The sequence below is a fragment of the Sphaerospermopsis sp. FACHB-1094 genome, assembly GCF_014696195.1.
Lineage (GTDB): Bacteria > Cyanobacteriota > Cyanobacteriia > Cyanobacteriales > Nostocaceae > Sphaerospermopsis > Sphaerospermopsis kisseleviana.
This window is the reverse complement of sequence record NZ_JACJPT010000044.1, coordinates 22,608-39,597: the sequence shown is the minus strand read 5'-3', so window position 1 is coordinate 39,597 and position 16,990 is coordinate 22,608. Positions and strand designations below refer to the sequence as shown.

Genomic DNA, 16,990 nt, shown 5'->3' with positions numbered 1-16,990 from the left:
CATTCGGACGATAAATTATCAATTTTTATCACAGGTTATTTTCCTGTAAGGGCGAAGCATTCGGACGATAAATTATCAATTTTTATCACAGGTTATTTTCCGAATGCTTCGCCCCTACGACTCCTTAAAAATTAATTATTCCGCCAAATTCTGCCATCATTTCTTCTAATAGTTCTTCCATCATTTCTTCTCTGAGGGAACGCAAACTGGGTGGACCTTCTAGAAATTCTTTGATGGTAATTTTCTTGTCTCTAAAGTTCTGAATAAAATCACGAATATCAACTACAATTTCAATTTGAGATTCTAATTGCTGCAACATTACACCTGTGGCATCAATTCCGTGTTTAGCAGCTTTGCGAGCATCAGAAACCATTGCTCCTTCAGGAGTATTTTTAGCTAATCTTAGTTCCTGTTTTAATTTCTCATATTGAGTTTTGAGAATTTCATTTTGCTGTTCTAAATTTTTACATCTGCGATTTAAATCATCTTCGTTATTATTATCAATATTTTCCCCTAGCTGATGTTGTCTTTCGATTTCTAATAGTCTGGCTAAATCTCCTTCTTGGTAAGCTTTATTAATTTCTTTCATGATCTCTGTATGAGATTTATGTGTTTCAGAATCTTGTACTTTGTCTGGATGAAAGATTTCTGCTAGTTTTAAAAATGTCTGTCTAATTTTTCGAGAATCTTCACTTCTACTAGCAGAGGTTGATTCAACTTCCTGTTGTGAATCCCAATATTGATTTTGACGATGTTGATGATTGTCTGTTTCTGGGTTTTCAAACATTTCATCTAGTTCAGTATCTTCATCTTCACCCACAGCTTTGGGGCTAATTATTCCTGACATTTGTAAATTCATGTACAGGGATTCTATTTTGTTTTGAGTTTGTTTACCAAATTTTCTAGTAGTCAGAATTTCCTGAAATAACCCATGAATTTCTTGATCTAAATCTGACATTTTTCGGAAACAAGGACTGGCTTTTTGAAATATTTCTGTAGCTAGAGAACGCATTTTTTCAACAAAATTATTGATTTCCGTGCGCTTTTTCTTAATCTGTTTTAATAAGGATTGATGTTCTTTTTCTAGAGATGCTAAATATATATGCAGGTCAGAAAGTGCTAGGGTGGTGGTTGTTGGGGGTGTTGGTGATGCAGACTTGGTTTTTTTAGGCATAAAATTGGGAATGGGGAATTGGCAAGAGTTGATTAATTTAATTTTACAATGCCCCATGCCCAATTATCTATTTAATTGTACTTGGGATATCCAAGCACCGTGAAAACCATAGGGTACTCTTTGGGGAATAATTACTCTTGCAACTGGTTCACCGGTGATATCTTGAGCATTGATAACTACTAATTCAGAAGTTTGTGAATTTTCATCATAAACAAAAGTAACTAACCAACCATCATCTTCTGTGGTTGCATTTGTGGTTGTATTTAAACGAGGTGCAAATACAGTTTCACCACCATAACGCCCTTCTCCAAATTCATGGGTTTGGGTTTTGCCATCTTGGAAATTATACTTAATTACACCATCAAATAAAGGCATAAGACTATTAGCCATTTTGCCAGCATAACCGTATTGGGTTTTTCTACCTAGCAGGTTTTCGTTAACACGGGGAAATTCTGTGGGTACGTCATCTAACTTTTCTTCCGTGACTGTACCTGTTTTGAGGTGAAAACGCCAACGATGTAAGAGGGGTATATTTGCGGTGGGATCATTTGTTGAGATATTGGTTTCTAATACGGTGGTAGAACTCATGCGACAAGCAATAAGGATGATTTCGTCTTCTTTTTCATAGGCGTTCATGGTGTGGAAAACGTAACAGGAAGGACTCTCAAACCAACGGATATTGCTGTTGTCTCCGTGACGGGGTAAAATGCCAAAACGACTGGGGCGATCGCTCTCAAACATCATCATTGGTTCTCCCCTTTGCATCCGTTCTACACTGAATGTCAGGGGTAAATCCATGAAAATGGTATAATTTTCAGTAATGGCGAAGTCGTGCATCATTACCCCTATTGGTAGTTCAATGGGTACAGTCTGCAATATTTCCCCTTGTGCAGAAACTACGCCATATTGTAAGTACGGGGGTGCAAAGGAATAACCAAAGAACATCATTTCGCCGGTAACTGGGTCTACTTTGGGATGGGCGGTAAAAGGGGAAGTTAGTTTATGATTGTAAGTATATTCTCCTATGGTTTGTAATTCAGGAAGTTGAATATTATGGGGTGATCCTCCTTCCCACAATGCTAAAAATTGTCCAGCGTGCCAAACTAAGGCAGTATTAGCGGTGTTTTTCCCTGGTCCATAAGGGTTGTCCATTTGCGGTGGTTCTAAAAGTCCACTCCAAACAGCTTTCCCTACTTGGTTTTCAATGTTCCAACCTCTAGTACGCACATAACGGTTACGATAAATAGCTTTACCATTGGTAATTTCTACACCGTGTAACATTCCATCACCATCAAACCAGTGATATTGTCCTATGGGTGAATGTTGGGGGTTTGGTCCATTACGAACAAACATCCCGGAAAGGTCGGGGGGTAGTTCACCAATGACTTGGAGGTTTTCTGCGGTAATTTCTTGGCTAACTGGGGCAAAATTCCCATCTAAATAGGCATTTACTAAGGTGGTGGTCATTGTTATTGTTGAGTTTTATAACGCACTTTCTCTAATATAGCTATTTCCCAAAATCTAAAATCTAAAATCTAAAATCTAAAATCTAAAATCTAAAATTGTTATGAGTTTAACTCTTTACCTACTCCGTCACGGTGAAACAGAATGTAGCCGCAATCATGCTTTTTGTGGTTCGATAGATTCAGAATTAACTCCTGAAGGTGTAAAAATATCAGATTTGATATCGAAGCTTGGACATTGGAACTAGGAACAGGAATGCAGGTAAAACCTGATTCAGTTGCTAAAGGTTTACGGGGTATAAAAAACTATTTAGCACACAAAGGGGTTTTACAAATTAGTGATTTGATGCTACCAGAAACACTATCCCATAAAATCTATTTTGCATCCAGTAGCAAGAGAAAAAGATATTATGCGATCGCAGGTGGTATGATTCAATCTAGAGTTGAATTGGGTAGTGCTGTCAAAGCGGGAGATAGGCTGTATCAAATTATCAGCTTTAATAAAGAAGGGAAATTACCTACTATAATTGATGTTGGCACTGAAACTGATGGATTGGTTTATGATATATCAACAAACTAGGCTGTAAATCAAGGTGAGTTTGTCCTGGGAGTGCTTGAAGAATAAATTGCCAGAATTTGGGAGTTAGGAGTCAGAATACTTGTAGTTTTATAATTTTCACAAATTTGTCTTATGGCTGAGATATTTTTGACGTGGGAATGAAAATAGATGCAGTAATAGATTAAACTAAGAATAAGGACATACTCGCACCTAACAATGTGATTCTATGTTTGTGATTCTATGTCTGTTTTATTTTCGGGAAAAAACCAATCTATTTTAATTTGAAAATATAAAGGTGTAATCAAACGTGAGTAATATTGATAATTATAGTTTTACAGTTGCTGAAGAATTTGCGATTCCCCAAGCACCTGCTAATTTTAAATCTGGGTTTATCGGTATTATTGGTCGTCCTAATGTCGGTAAATCTACTTTGATGAATCAATTAATAGGACAAAAAATAGCGATTACTTCACCAGTAGCGCAAACTACTAGAAATCGGTTAAGGGGAATTTTAACTACTGAGAAAGCGCAGTTAATTTTTGTGGATACTCCAGGGATTCATAAACCACATCATCAACTGGGGGAAGTGCTAGTACAAAATGCCAAAATAGCCATTGAATCGGTAGATGTGGTATTGTTTGTAGTTGATGGAACAGCGGTTTGTGGTGGAGGCGATCGCTTTATTGCTGAGTTATTAAGTCGGAGTGAAATTCCGGTAATTTTGGGTATTAATAAAATAGATCAACAACCAGCAGATTCGGAAAAAATAGATAATAGTTATATTGAATTAGCAAGAGAAAATGAATGGCAAATTCTCAAATTTTCAGCGGTGAATGGTGAGGGTTTACTAGAACTGCAAGATTTATTAATTGCACATTTAGAACCTGGTCCTTTTTATTATCCACCAGATTTGGTGACAGATCAACCGGAAAGATTTATTATGGGGGAATTAATCAGGGAACAGATTTTATTGTTGACTCGTGAAGAAGTACCTCATTCAGTGGCGATCGCCATTGACTTAGTAGAAGAAACCCCAACTATTACCCGTGTTATGGCAACTATTCACGTAGAAAGAGATTCCCAAAAAGGAATTTTAATTGGTAAAGGTGGGACAATGTTAAAATCTATTGGTAGTGCTGCACGTGAACAAATCCAAAAACTAATTGCGGGTAAAGTTTATTTAGAATTATTTGTGAAAGTACAACCAAAATGGCGACATTCACGGGTGAGGTTAGCAGAGTTAGGATATAGGGTGGAAGAATAGAAGATGGGGGAATGGGGATTTTGTCTGAATCAGGATTTTCAGGATATCTTCTTTGCGACTTTGCTCCTTAGCGACTTTGCGCGAAATAGATTTTTGTGTGAATTAGGATTTTCAGGATTTGAGGATTTTCAGGATGTTATTTGATGATGGTTGGTTACGCACAAGTCACTAAATAACGAACCGCAAAGGACGCAAAGGACGCAAAGGAAAGAGGTTTTTAGAGAGATTTGTCATTTTCATCCTGTACATCCTTTAATCCTGGACATCCTGATTCAGACAAAAATATCATCCACCCATCATTTTCAATCAAGCAAATATTTGATTTACTGTTAACTTTAAATAGTTTTGTGTGAATTAAGAAATTAAGATATTTTCTATACCTGTTGTGTTTCCTGCAATAGAGACTTGAATCACTCTACTATATTGTAATCGCCATTGTAAAGCATTGGAAATAGTCAGATAGCCAATTTCTGGAGGTTCACGTAAAATTCTTTCTGCAAGTGTTTCTCTACCAATTTCGTCTAACGGAAAATTTCGTTCTTCTAAAAAAGCGATCACATCATCTTTATTACCATGACGGCGTAAAATTTCTTGTAAACCGTAGCTAGTTTGATAATCTCCAGTACGTTTTTTATCTACAAAAACAACGTTTTGAAAGTTTAGATTTGCAGTATGAGAATTATGGTCATCATTTTTTTCATAGCTAAATATTAACAGATGATAACCTAAACCATATACTTTTTGACTGGCATTTTTAAAGGGACATGAAGATTGAGGTTGTCGGATTGAAGTTACTTTTAAATCAACTTCTAAACCAGGAAAATCTATTCCTAACGCTGCACTACCAAGAGTGTAATCATACCTCGTTGATAAATATTGATTAAAAGCAGATTCTACGTAAGTTCCTACAGCTTTTCCATCTGTAACTCCATATAAATTATAAATTGGTGTTGCACTCAGTTCTAAGCAAAAACTACGTGCAGCTATTTTCAACGATTCAAGTGTGAGTAATTCCATATTTTGCAGAATACATCAAATAAAGAGATAAAAAACTAAATAGCTAAAGTTAACTGTTGGTAATTAGATTTAGTAAACTCAATATTTTTTTTACCAATTCTTTTACATACCCATTCTACACAAGCAGGAACAATTGCATTACCAAACAAAGCATATTGATCATAAATTTTTGCTTCTCTACACCAATGATCAGGAAAACCCATTAACCGCGCATATTCAATGTTAGTTAAACGTCGATATTTATCATTTACTTTATAGCGTTCATAGTGTCTGGAAGTAGAAGCAGTTAATGTTGATGCAATACCATTAATACCAAATATTGTATAACCCAGTCTTGAACCTCCATCCTGATTATATAATATCTCTACTCCTTGACAATAACGATTCACAGCCTTACTTTTTTTAATCCTTTCTAAAGTATCAATTGTAAAATCAAATTGAGGTTCTATTGCTGTCTCATCTTGCAAAATATCTTTTAGCATTTTTCTGGGTTTAATATCTGGTAATAGCGACATATTGCGAGTAAACATTTTATTTTTATAAGCAATTCCCCAATTACCATTCTTGCCTTTACTTTCAGCTATAGGGGACATATATTTTTCTATGAGAAAATCTATATCTTCTAGATTTATCAAATCTTTTTGGGTTAAAAATACAGATGTTTTTTCTAAAAAATCACAATTGATATTGACAGAATTAAACTTAGTACCAAAAATAAAAATTCTTTCTCGATTTTGAGGAATACCAAAACTAATAGGACTAATGATTCTCCATTCAATTAAATAATCTAATTCAGATAAGGCATTTAAAATAACTTTGAAGTGATAACCATTTTCCATTGTTAAAAGTCTTTTGACATTTTCTAATAAAAAATACTGTGGTTGTTTTACAGCTATAATTTCCACAATACGTTCAAATAATGTTCCTCTAACCTGATCTCTAACTCCTAGTTTTTTACCAGCAGGGCTAAAAGGTTGACAAGGAAAACCAGCAGTTAAAAGATTATGATTAGGTATATCGGATATAGAAATATTATTAATGTCACCTAAAACAATAGAATCATCACCAAAATTACTCTGATAAACTTGACAAGATAATTCATTAATATCATTTGCCCAAATAGTTTGAATATTAGCAGATTCCAAACCTAAACGAAAACCTCCAATACCTGCAAATAACTCTATAGCCGTTAATAATTCTTGTGTTTTTTCTGTTTTCATTAACTTCTAAAAATAGCTTCGTTTTCTTTGTGGTTCAATGATTACTATAGCAAAGTATGGGAACTAGAAAAACCCAGGAATGAATTAATTTTATCTTTGCGTCTTAACGTCACTACCTTAACAATTCTTAACCCCAAAATCCCAAAAAAGTTTCAACACCCTTTTTTAGCCCGAAATTATTGAGAATGGTTGCGAATGACTCAACGTATTTTCAAGGGTCTTGACTTCTGACAGGGTTGTGTTATGATAGGTTTTATAATAATCCAAGGGAGTAGTATTGTCTGAATCAGAACATCCAGGATTTAAGGATTTTCAGGATAAGAACGCAGATTATCAGAATCAGTATTTAAGAATGTACAGGATATCTTCTTTGCGCCTTTGCGTCTTTGCGTGAGGAAATAGATAAATTTTGTCAGAATCAGGATTACCAGGATTTGAGGATTTTCAGGATGTTAAAGGCAGAGCCTTAAATAATTCATTCCCATACAGAGTATGGGAACGAGAGATAACAAGAGATACAGAGTATGGGAACGAGAAAAGAAAACTACTTAACAGCAGCTAATTCTTTCTTAAAGAAAGCTTGCAAAATATTATCTGCAATTTGCTGACTGGTTAAACCTAAACTAGTCTTAGATTCATCTGGTGTGGCATGATCTACCAAAATATCAGGAACACCAATTCTTTTAACTGGTACAACCACATCCGCATCAAGTAAAGCTTCCGCTACCGCAGAACCAAAACCACCCATTAAACAACCTTCTTCCAAAGTGACAACTCGGCCAATTTGTTTTGCCAAAGGTACAATTAAATCTGTATCCAAAGGTTTCACAAATCGGGCATTAATGACAGTGGCTTCAATACCGTGTTCGCTGAGAATTTCTGCTGCTTGCATACCTGGGTAGACCATTGTACCATAGCCGACAATTAACACATCATCGCCTTGGCGGAGAATTTCCCCTTTACCAATTTCCAACGCTTCCCAGCCTTCTTCCATCAAGGGAACACCGTAACCATTACCACGGGGGAAACGCATAGCGATCGGTCCATCGGTATATTCAATACCTGTGACTGTCATCCGTTGTAGTTCTGCTTCGTCCTTGGGTGCCATTAACACCATGTTGGGAATACAACGCAGATAAGCTATATCATACATCCCTTGGTGAGTTGGACCGTCAGCACCTACAATACCTGCCCGATCTAAACAGAAAAATACAGGCAGGTTTTGAATGCAGACATCATGGATAATTTGATCGTAGGCACGTTGTAAGAAGGTAGAATAAATGGCAGCTACCGGACGCATACCTTCACAAGCTAAACCCGCAGCTAAGGTAACGGCGTGTTGTTCAGCAATACCCACATCAATATATTGGTTAGGTAATTTAGCTTGTAATTTATCTAAACCTGTACCTGTAGCCATAGCAGCAGTAATACCGACTATCTTCGGGTTTTGTTCTGCTAATTTCACCAAAGTGTGAGAAAAGACTTTTGCGTAAGCAGGTGGTTTAGGTTTACTAGAAGGAATAGCTTTACCAGTGGTCAAATTAAAGGGGTTTTGGGCATGATAGCCTACTTGGTCTTTTTCTGCCATTTCATAGCCTTTACCCTTGACGGTGGCTACGTGAACCAGCACTGGACCGGTCATTTGATGTGCTTGTTGGAAGGTGGCGATCAGTTCTTCTAAATTATGGCCATCCACTGGACCCATGTAGGTAAAACCTAGTTCTTCAAAAACTGCGCCAACTTTGGAAACAGCTAACCGTTTCATCCCTTCGGTAATGCGTTCTAGTTCATCACCAACAAAGGGAATATTTTTAAATTGTTCCTCAATGTTATCAGTGAGAAATTGCATCGGGGGACTGAGGCGCATTTTATTTAAGTAGCGGGGAATAGCGCCGACGTTGGGAGAAATGGACATCTCGTTATCATTGAGAACTACCAACAAGTTAGTTTTAGGGAGGTGGCCTGCGTGGTTAATAGCTTCTAATGCCATACCGCCGGTTAAAGCACCATCACCGATCACCGCTACTGTTTTAAATTTTTCCCCTTTTAAGTCACGGGCTAAGGCCATACCCAACGCGGCGGAAATACTTGTAGAAGCGTGTCCTGCGCCAAAGTGATCAAATTGGTTTTCACAACGTTTGAGATATCCCGCTACTCCGTCTTTTTGTCTGAGGGTGTGGAAGTCGTGGTAGCGTCCGGTAATTAGTTTATGGGGATAAGCTTGGTGTCCTACATCCCAAATTACTTTATCCCGATCTAAGTCCAATGTTTGATATAGTCCCAAGGTTAATTCTACAACTCCTAAACCTGGTCCCAAATGTCCCCCACTTGCGGCTACGGTTTGTAAGTGTTTATCTCTAATTTGTTTGGCTATTTGCTGTAACTGCCGAATAGACAAACCGTGCAACTGGTTAGGATGGGTAATTTCACTCAGGTGCATATTATAAGGTTTTCCTCTCTAACTCTACTTTTTGGCATTAATTGATTTTCCCACTTCCGGGACTATAAAAATCTCACTGTCACCAGTTTTATCAATATAACGTTGACTGGTGATTGGTGACTGGTGATTGGTGACTGGGAAAATACAAATAATTTCTTCCCCATCACCCCATCACCCCATCTCTCCGTTAAAATTTCAGTGTACTGGGAACTATGGGTGTTTCTGCCTGTTTTTGCTGACGTTGCAAATATCTACTTAACAAGTAGGCCATGTCACCGCGAGTCATGGGGCTTAATGGGTTAATATTCCCGTTAGGGTCTGTGTTGATGAAACCTTCTGCTATGACTGTGGCGATCGCCTTTCTTGCCCATGTCGGTATAGAATTTTGATCAGGGTATTTTGATAAAATCTGGTTCACTGTTGCATTTGGAAACTGAAACACTCCGTAAGCTTGGGCAAAAATTGCTAAACCTTCTGCCCTAGTGACTCTTTGGTTTGGAAAAAACATATTTCCCCGATATCCTTTCATAATATCGGTTTTCAGCACTGTTTGAATATCTTGATATGCCCAATGATATTTCGGAACATCTGGTACATTTATGGTTTTTTCTTGTTTAGCTGCTTGGCGTTTATCTAAATAAAATGCTTTGACTAAAATTGCTGCTAATTCTGCCCTACTGATTAATTTTTCTGGATAAAATTTTCCATCGGGTAAGTTATCCATTAATTTTGATTCTACAACTTTTTGGATATAATCTAAATCGCTCTTGTCTGTATTTTCAACAAGATTTTCAATATTATTTTCAATAGAAGGCTTTGGTGTGTTGACTTCCTGGGCAATGACTGGAAATATAGACAGGAAGGTTAATAAGTTCAATGTCCCCAAGGTCAAAATTGCTAATTTCTTCATATCCCAGATTATTGTAATTGTTTATTTTCAGCTTCGTTCTTGGATATTGACGGTTACTGTTTTTTAATGTTTCTGATTTTCCGATAAATCTATAATTAATGTAATTGTAGATTATATATTATTTAACCAATCACCAATCACCAATCACCAATCACCAATCACCAATCACCAATCACCAATCACCAATCACCAATTTTGTAGTATATTCGGCTATGAGAGTATTTTTCATGTTGTGAAATTTTCAGGAGTTGAGAATGTCCGTATCAGCAGATCCCGTAAAGTTAATGAAGCAAGAAGTTGGTAAAGCAGCAGCGAACCTAGTAAAATCAGGTTCTATTGTTGGGTTGGGTACGGGTTCAACTACAGCTTACACTATACAGTTTTTGGGCGATCGCCTCAAGTCTGGTGAACTTAAAGATATTGTCGGTGTCCCTACTTCGTTTCAGTCGGAAGTGTTAGCAAAACAGTACGGTGTTCCTCTCACCACTTTAGACGCTATTGATCATATTGATATCGCTATTGATGGTGCTGATGAAGTTGACCCCCATAAAAACTTGATTAAAGGTGGTGGTGCTGCACATACCCGGGAAAAAGTGGTAGATTATCTAGCAAAAGAATTTATTGTGGTAGTTGATAGCGGTAAGTTGGTTGACCGTTTGGGTTCTGTTTTTGCGGTACCTGTGGAAGTCATTCCGATGGCTATTACTCCAGTCATTAATGCTATCAAAAAACTCGGTGGTCAGCCAGAATTACGTATGGGTGTGAAAAAAGCAGGTCCTGTAATCACTGACCAAGGTAATATGGTGGTAGATGTCAGATTTGATAGTATTGATGATCCTGTAACTTTGGAAACAACACTGAATAATATTCCTGGTGTTTTGGAAAATGGCATCTTTGTTAACTGTGTCAGTCAGGTTTTAATTGGTGAAGTTATTGATGGTCAACCTGTTGTTCGTCAAATGTAGGTAAAATAAAAAGGGTGGGTTTTTCCCACCTATGAAAAAAGCTCACGCCAAGACGCAAAGGCGCAAAGAAAGTACATGATTTTTATCTAAAATTCCGTGATGTTATACAGAAGATTTGGACGCACAAATTTACAAATGCCGGTGTTTTCCTGCGGGGGAATGCGTTATCAATTTAAATGGCAAGATGTTAAACTAGAGGAAATTCCTCAAGATAATCAGGAAAATTTAAAAGCTGTTATTCATCGCGCTTTTGATTTAGGTATTAATCATATTGAAACTGCTAGGGGTTATGGAACTTCGGAAATGCAGTTAGGGAGAATTTTACCTACATTTCCCCGTGAAAAGTTAATTGTCCAAACTAAAGTTTCTCCTGTTGCAGATGCTAAGGAATTTAGAAAAACATTTGAAAAATCTTTATCATATCTCAATTTAGACTATGTTGATTTATTAGGTTTACATGGTATTAATAATGCCGAATTTTTAGATTATAGTCTTGGTGAAGGTGGTTGTTTAGAGGTTGCTAAGGAACTACAAAAAGCAGGAAAAGTCAGATTTATCGGTTTTTCTACTCATGCACCTTTAGAAATAATTTTACAGGCAATTAATACCAATGAATTTGATTATATTAACCTCCATTGGTATTATATCAATCAATGGAATTGGTCAGCAATTGAAGCTGCTAATAAGTTAGATATGGGGGTGTTTATTATCAGTCCTTCTAATAAAGGAGGTTTGTTATATCAACCATCTGAAAAGTTGGTTAAGTTATGTTATCCATTAAGTCCAATGGTATTTAATGACTTATTTTGTTTAAGTCATCCCCAGGTAAATACATTAAGTATTGGTGCTGCAAAACCCAGTGATTTTGATGAACATTTAAAAACCTTAAAATTATTAGACAAAGCTGATGAAATTTTACCTCCAATTATCGAAAGGTTAGAAAATGCTGCTATAGAAGTTTTAGGGGAAGATTGGGTAAAATCTTGGGATCAAAATTTACCAAGTTGGGAAGAAACACCAGGACAAATTAATATTAAATATGTGTTATGGTTGTTGAATTTAGCTTTAGCTTATGACATGGTGGAATATGGAAAAATGCGTTATAATCTCTTAGGTAATGGTAATCACTGGTTTCCTGGTAATCAAGCAGATAAATTAGATGAATTAGATTTGAGAGGATGTTTAGTTAACAGTCCTCATGCTGAGAAAATACCTCAAATGTTAGCTAAAGCTAATGCAATGTTAAAGGGGAAAGATGTAAAAAGATTATCTCAAAGTTAGTTCACTTATCCCTATTCCTTTCTTACTGTCACCTGTCACCTGTCACCTGTCACCTACTCCCTATTTGTGAAAACTCTAATCATTGATAATTATGATTCTTACACCTTTAATTTATATCAATTGATTGCGGAAGTAAATGGAAAAAATCCCATTGTCATCCGTAATGATGAAGTTGACTGGGAAAATTTGACCAAGATTGATTTTGATAATGTGGTTATTTCTCCAGGACCAGGTAGACCAGAAAAAATAGAAGATTTTGGTATTTGTGGTCAGGTTTTACAGAATATTCAAGTACCTGTTTTGGGTGTGTGTTTAGGACATCAAGGTTTAGGTTATTTTTATGGTGGTAAAATTATCCATGCACCAGAAATTAAACATGGTCGTTTAAGTGAAGTTTATCATAATCATTGTCAATTATTTCAAGGTTTACCATCTTCATTTTTAGCTGTTTGTTATAATTCTTTAGTTGTTGCGGATGACATACCCGAATGTTTAGAAAAAATTGCTTGGACTCCAGAAGGTGTAGTCATGGGTTTACGTCATCGAAATTTACCTTTTTGGGGTGTACAATTTCATCCTGAATCAATTTGTACTGAATATGGAAAAGAGATTTTTAACAACTTTAGAAATATAACAGCTAATTTTTATAATTATCAAATTCCAGAAAATACAAATCATCAAAACGTACTTTTACCCAAAAAACATCAAAATCATCAACAGCAACAATATCAAGTTTATAGTAAAAAATTAGATATATATCCTGATGCAGAACAGGTATTTACACAGCTTTTTGGTGACAAGGTAAATACCTTTTGGTTAGATAGTAGTAGATATGAACCTGGTTTATCTCGGTTTTCCTTTATGGGAGATAATAGCGGTGTTCATAGTTTATTAGTTGAATATCAAACCCAAAATCAAGAAATTAAAATTACGCAAGGTGGTAAAATTACAACTTATCATGAAAGTATTTTTGATTATTTACAACGAGAAATTAAAAATAGATATTGTGTAAATGAGGAATTACCCTTTGATTTTAACTGTGGTTTTGTGGGTTATTTTGGATATGAATTAAAAGCAGAATGTGGAGGAAATTTAGTACATAATTCTGAATTACCCGATGCTATGTTTATTTTAGCAGATAGAATCATTGCTTTTGATCATCAAGAACAAGTTATTTATTTAATCTGTTTAACCACAGATGAAGAAACTGCAAAAACATGGTTTTTAGAGACAGAATTAAAATTACAAACATTATCACCTATTCAACCAATTATTAAATCTAAACTTAAACCTCAACCACAAGAAAAGATTAAATTTAATTTACAACAGTCTGAAAAAAATTATCTTGAGGATATTCAAACATCATTAAAAGAAATTTATGAAGGTGAAACTTATCAAGTTTGTTTAACCAATAAATTATCTACAGAATTTACACCAGAACCTTTAGAATTTTATCGCACACTCAGAAAAATTAACCCTGCACCTTATTCGGCTTTTTTAAAGTTCGATAATTTCACTATAGCTTGTTCTTCACCGGAAAGATTTTTAAGTATAAATTCCCAAGGTTGGGTAGAAACAAAACCCATTAAAGGAACATTACCCAGGGGAAAAACACCCCAAGAAGATGAACTTTTAAAAGCAAGTTTACGTAACAGTGAAAAAGATCGTTCTGAGAATTTAATGATAGTTGATTTATTGCGTAATGACTTAGGGAGAGTTTGTCAAGTTGGTAGTGTTCATGTTCCCAAATTAATGGATGTAGAAACCTATAGTACAGTACATCAATTAGTAACTACAATTAGGGGTTTATTACGTCCAGAAATGGATGCTATTGACTGTATTAAAAATGCTTTTCCTGGTGGTTCAATGACAGGTGCGCCAAAAATTAGAACTATGGAAATTATAGATAAATTAGAACCAAAAGCAAGAGGTGTGTATTCTGGTGCAATTGGTTTTTTAAGTTGTCATGGTGCAGCAGATTTAAACATTGTGATTCGGACTGCAATTTTAACAGATCAACAAACTTCTATAGGTGTGGGTGGGGGAATTGTAATTTTATCAAACCCCCAAGCAGAATTAGCAGAAATGTTGTTAAAAGCGGAAGCTGTAGTTGATGCTTTAAAGATAATTTGATAATTAGCAACTACTTCTAGCGAAAAACATTAGGCAATAAATAAGTAGCTCCTGTATATAAAATATAAAAAGCGAAGCCAAAAAACAAAGTATTCAAAAAAGTAGCTACGTAGCCAATACACATCAATATTCCATCAGATTCGATGGTTGCGACTGCTAAAATTAACATTCCCACAGCAGGAATAGGATTAGTAGCAGGGGGATATGGGGACATTAATAATATTGCTAACCAGGTTAGACACATCCCATTAAACCGCCAAGTTAATTGATTTTCAGCAATTTTCTGGAGGCGTGGACGGGTGATTTTTTCTAAGATTCTGGTTACACGCTGTAAATTTCGCAACAGTGTTTGAGCAAACCAATCAGGGAATTTAAGGGAGGCAATTTTTTTAGGAAGCCAGGGTGTACGCCTTCCCAGTGCCATTTGTCCTGACATTAATAAGCAAGCTACACCTAGAGGAGTGCTTAACCCTGGTGGTGTTGGTAACAAGAAGGGTAATACCAATAATGCAATCACTAAGCTAAAACCCCGTTCTGATGTTTCTGAAATCACGTCACCCAAAGTCAGAGGTTTTTCAGCTAAATGTTGCAATAATAATTTAATATCTTGAGAAAATTTTAGGGGCATAAAATCCTATTGAATCATCAACCAATACTATAATCACATATTTATCCATTGGCAATTTTCGTAGTTTATTGGTTACGGGTGAATAGATGATGTTGATTGATATTAAATTTCAACAGCTACAGCATCACAAAGTATATGATTATGTTCACTTACTGAGTATATAGTCATCCGGTTTGATTTCTGAATTTATCTGTGTAGGCAGGCAAAAGGCAATAGTTCGACTTCGCTCACCAACCAGGCACTCATGCAAAAGGCTTTTAGAGAATTTTGGTGTACGGAGTTTTTTTCAATAATCAAATAGGAGTCCTATATTTAATGTTATACTATAGTGATCCGATTTGATTCCTGCAATTATTTGTGTAGGCAGGCAAAAGGGTTTTAGATAATTTCGGTGTAGGAAGTTTTGTTCAATAATCAAATAGGATTCCTATATTGTTTTTACCAATTACCCATTACCCTTTTCTTTAGGAATAACCAACACTTTATCAACTCTATTTCCATCCATATCCATAACTTCAATTCTCATATTTTCCCATTCAAAATAATCCGCTGCTGCGGGAATACGCCCTAAATGAGTAATAACTAAACCGCCTAAAGTTTGAAAATTACCTCTTTCTTCTATTGCCAATTCTTCTATATCAAAAAGTTCAAAAAACTCCTCTACTGGTAACATCCCATCTACCAACCAAGAACCATCTTCTCTTTGCACTGCTTGGGGTTCTTCCTGTCCAGGTTGTGCAGGAACATCACCGACAATTTCACTCATAATATCATTGAGCGTTACTAATCCTTGAATGACTCCATATTCATCAACTACTAAAGCAATATGAGTGGCGGTTTGTTTAAATAACTCTAAAACTTTTAAACCCTTGGTACTTTCGGGGACAAATATGGGTTGACGTAATCCTATTGTTAAATCAAAAGGTTCATGGCGTAAACTCCTGGCTAATAAATCAGTCACAGGAATAACACCTAAAACATGATCAAGTCCCTCTTGACATACGGGATAACGAGAATAGGCACTTTCAGACATTTTGTGACGGTTTTCTTCTGGGGAGTCTTCCAAGTCTAACCAAACAATATCCGGGCGGGGTGTCATTAGAGAACTCACAGGGCGATCGCCTAAACGAAAAACCCTCTCTACCATATCCTGTTCCGCTTCTTCAAAAGTCCCCGCTTCTGTTCCCTGTTCTATTAAAATCTTGATTTCTTCTTCTGTAACTTGCGGTTCTTGAGAAGGTCTAACTCCTAAAATTCGCAATACTGTTTCTGTGGAAACACTTAAAAGATAAACCACAGGAGAAGCTAACGCCGCTAAAGCCCGCATGGGAAGGGCTACAGATGAGGCTATTTTTTCTGGGTTGTTTAATGCTAACCGCTTGGGTACAAGTTCACCCACAATCAATGATAAATAGGTGATGACTAAAACCACCACTCCAAAAGCAATAGGTTGGCTATAATCTGCCAAAAAAGGAACTAACTGAACATATCTCTCTAGCCTTTGGGCAATGGTAGCACCACCGAAAACACCATTGAGAATATTAATCAGTGTAATCCCTACCTGCACCAGAGATAAAAAATGATTAGGAGACTCTGCCAGTTGCAGTGCAGCTTGGGCGTTGAGGTTTCCTTGATTGGCTAGTTGCTGTAATCTGACCTTACGGGCGGAAACTATGGCCATTTCAGACATGGAAAACACGCCGTTGGCAAGAATTAGCGCCAAAATGATTAAAATTTCAATAGTGATAGATGACATTTTGTTTTGGAAGGAGTTCAAGGAGTCAGGAGTCAGGAGTCAGGAGGCAGGAGTCAGGAGTCAGGAGTCAGGAGTCAGGAGTCAGAAAGTAAAGATTTTCCCCCAGTCACCAGTCACCAATCACCAGTCCCCAATCACCAATCACCTAAAATGGTTTACATATAACTACAATCTAGATTT

Annotated in this window: 14 protein-coding genes and 1 pseudogene; 7 read left to right on the top strand and 8 right to left on the bottom strand. The window is 36.3% G+C overall.

Annotated features, from left to right (window positions below; all coding sequences use genetic code 11):
- Positions 1-124: 124 nt before the first annotated feature.
- Together H6F47_RS14890 and H6F47_RS14885 are read right to left on the bottom strand one after the other, a co-directional pair.
- On the bottom strand, positions 125-1,174 hold the full coding sequence (locus H6F47_RS14890; protein ID WP_137669260.1) for a J domain-containing protein: 1,050 nt from the start codon (positions 1,172-1,174) through the stop codon (positions 125-127).
- A 63-nt stretch (positions 1,175-1,237) separates the two neighbouring features.
- Positions 1,238-2,641: a carotenoid oxygenase family protein gene (locus tag H6F47_RS14885; RefSeq protein WP_190347408.1), complete on the bottom strand. Its 1,404-nt coding sequence runs from the start codon at positions 2,639-2,641 to the stop codon at positions 1,238-1,240.
- A gap of 100 nt (positions 2,642-2,741) precedes the next feature.
- Here H6F47_RS14885 and H6F47_RS14880 point away from each other — a divergent pair, with 100 nt between their 5' ends.
- The 3 genes and pseudogenes from H6F47_RS14880 to era all read left to right on the top strand — a co-directional run bounded on the left by H6F47_RS14880 (position 2,742) and on the right by era (position 4,460).
- Complete coding sequence (locus H6F47_RS14880) at positions 2,742-2,885, top strand: histidine phosphatase family protein (protein WP_137669262.1); 144 nt, start codon at positions 2,742-2,744, stop codon at positions 2,883-2,885.
- Positions 2,843-3,217: pseudogene (locus H6F47_RS14875) on the top strand (succinylglutamate desuccinylase/aspartoacylase family protein); the annotation flags it as partial. The gene H6F47_RS14880 and the pseudogene H6F47_RS14875, both read left to right, overlap by 43 nt.
- A gap of 286 nt (positions 3,218-3,503) precedes the next feature.
- Entirely contained in the window at positions 3,504-4,460 is a 957-nt protein-coding gene (gene era, locus H6F47_RS14870; protein WP_137669264.1) for a GTPase Era, read from the top strand.
- A 354-nt stretch (positions 4,461-4,814) separates the two neighbouring features.
- Here era and H6F47_RS14865 read toward each other — a convergent pair whose 3' ends face one another.
- The 4 genes from H6F47_RS14865 to H6F47_RS14850 form a co-directional block, all read right to left on the bottom strand.
- Positions 4,815-5,477 (bottom strand): restriction endonuclease, encoded by a 663-nt coding sequence (locus tag H6F47_RS14865; protein WP_190649778.1) that lies wholly within the window; start codon positions 5,475-5,477, stop codon positions 4,815-4,817.
- A 35-nt stretch (positions 5,478-5,512) separates the two neighbouring features.
- Positions 5,513-6,697 carry a DNA (cytosine-5-)-methyltransferase gene (gene dcm / locus H6F47_RS14860; protein WP_190649776.1) on the bottom strand — a complete coding sequence of 395 codons (1,185 nt, stop codon included), beginning with the start codon at positions 6,695-6,697 and terminating at the stop codon, positions 5,513-5,515.
- Between the two features lie 544 nt (positions 6,698-7,241).
- The gene (gene dxs / locus H6F47_RS14855; RefSeq protein WP_190649774.1) at positions 7,242-9,137 is read right to left on the bottom strand and encodes a 1-deoxy-D-xylulose-5-phosphate synthase; all 1,896 of its coding nucleotides are present in this window, start codon (positions 9,135-9,137) and stop codon (positions 7,242-7,244) included.
- Positions 9,138-9,324: 187 nt separating this feature from the next.
- Positions 9,325-10,047, bottom strand: coding sequence for an S-layer homology domain-containing protein (locus tag H6F47_RS14850; protein WP_190649772.1), 723 nt, complete (start codon positions 10,045-10,047; stop codon positions 9,325-9,327).
- A 254-nt stretch (positions 10,048-10,301) separates the two neighbouring features.
- On the opposite strand from H6F47_RS14850, the gene rpiA reads away from it, so the two are divergent.
- The 3 genes from rpiA (at position 10,302) to pabB (ending at position 14,426) form a co-directional block, all read left to right on the top strand.
- Positions 10,302-11,012 carry a ribose-5-phosphate isomerase RpiA gene (rpiA, locus tag H6F47_RS14845; protein WP_190649771.1) on the top strand — a complete coding sequence of 237 codons (711 nt, stop codon included), beginning with the start codon at positions 10,302-10,304 and terminating at the stop codon, positions 11,010-11,012.
- A gap of 99 nt (positions 11,013-11,111) precedes the next feature.
- Entirely contained in the window at positions 11,112-12,293 is a 1,182-nt protein-coding gene (locus tag H6F47_RS14840) for an aldo/keto reductase (RefSeq protein ID WP_190347428.1), read from the top strand.
- 66 nt (positions 12,294-12,359) lie between these two features.
- Positions 12,360-14,426 carry an aminodeoxychorismate synthase component I gene (gene pabB, locus H6F47_RS14835; protein WP_190649769.1) on the top strand — a complete coding sequence of 689 codons (2,067 nt, stop codon included), beginning with the start codon at positions 12,360-12,362 and terminating at the stop codon, positions 14,424-14,426.
- Between the two features lie 16 nt (positions 14,427-14,442).
- On the opposite strand, the gene H6F47_RS14830 is transcribed toward pabB, so the two are convergent.
- Together H6F47_RS14830 and H6F47_RS14825 are read right to left on the bottom strand one after the other, a co-directional pair.
- Complete coding sequence (locus H6F47_RS14830) at positions 14,443-15,054, bottom strand: exopolysaccharide biosynthesis protein (RefSeq protein ID WP_096569605.1); 612 nt, start codon at positions 15,052-15,054, stop codon at positions 14,443-14,445.
- A 445-nt stretch (positions 15,055-15,499) separates the two neighbouring features.
- Positions 15,500-16,810, bottom strand: coding sequence for a hemolysin family protein (locus tag H6F47_RS14825; RefSeq protein ID WP_096569607.1), 1,311 nt, complete (start codon positions 16,808-16,810; stop codon positions 15,500-15,502).
- Positions 16,811-16,816: 6 nt separating this feature from the next.
- Between H6F47_RS14825 and H6F47_RS14820 the strand changes: the two genes are divergently transcribed.
- Complete coding sequence (locus H6F47_RS14820; protein ID WP_190649767.1) at positions 16,817-16,975, top strand: hypothetical protein; 159 nt, start codon at positions 16,817-16,819, stop codon at positions 16,973-16,975.
- Positions 16,976-16,990: the final 15 nt, after the last annotated feature.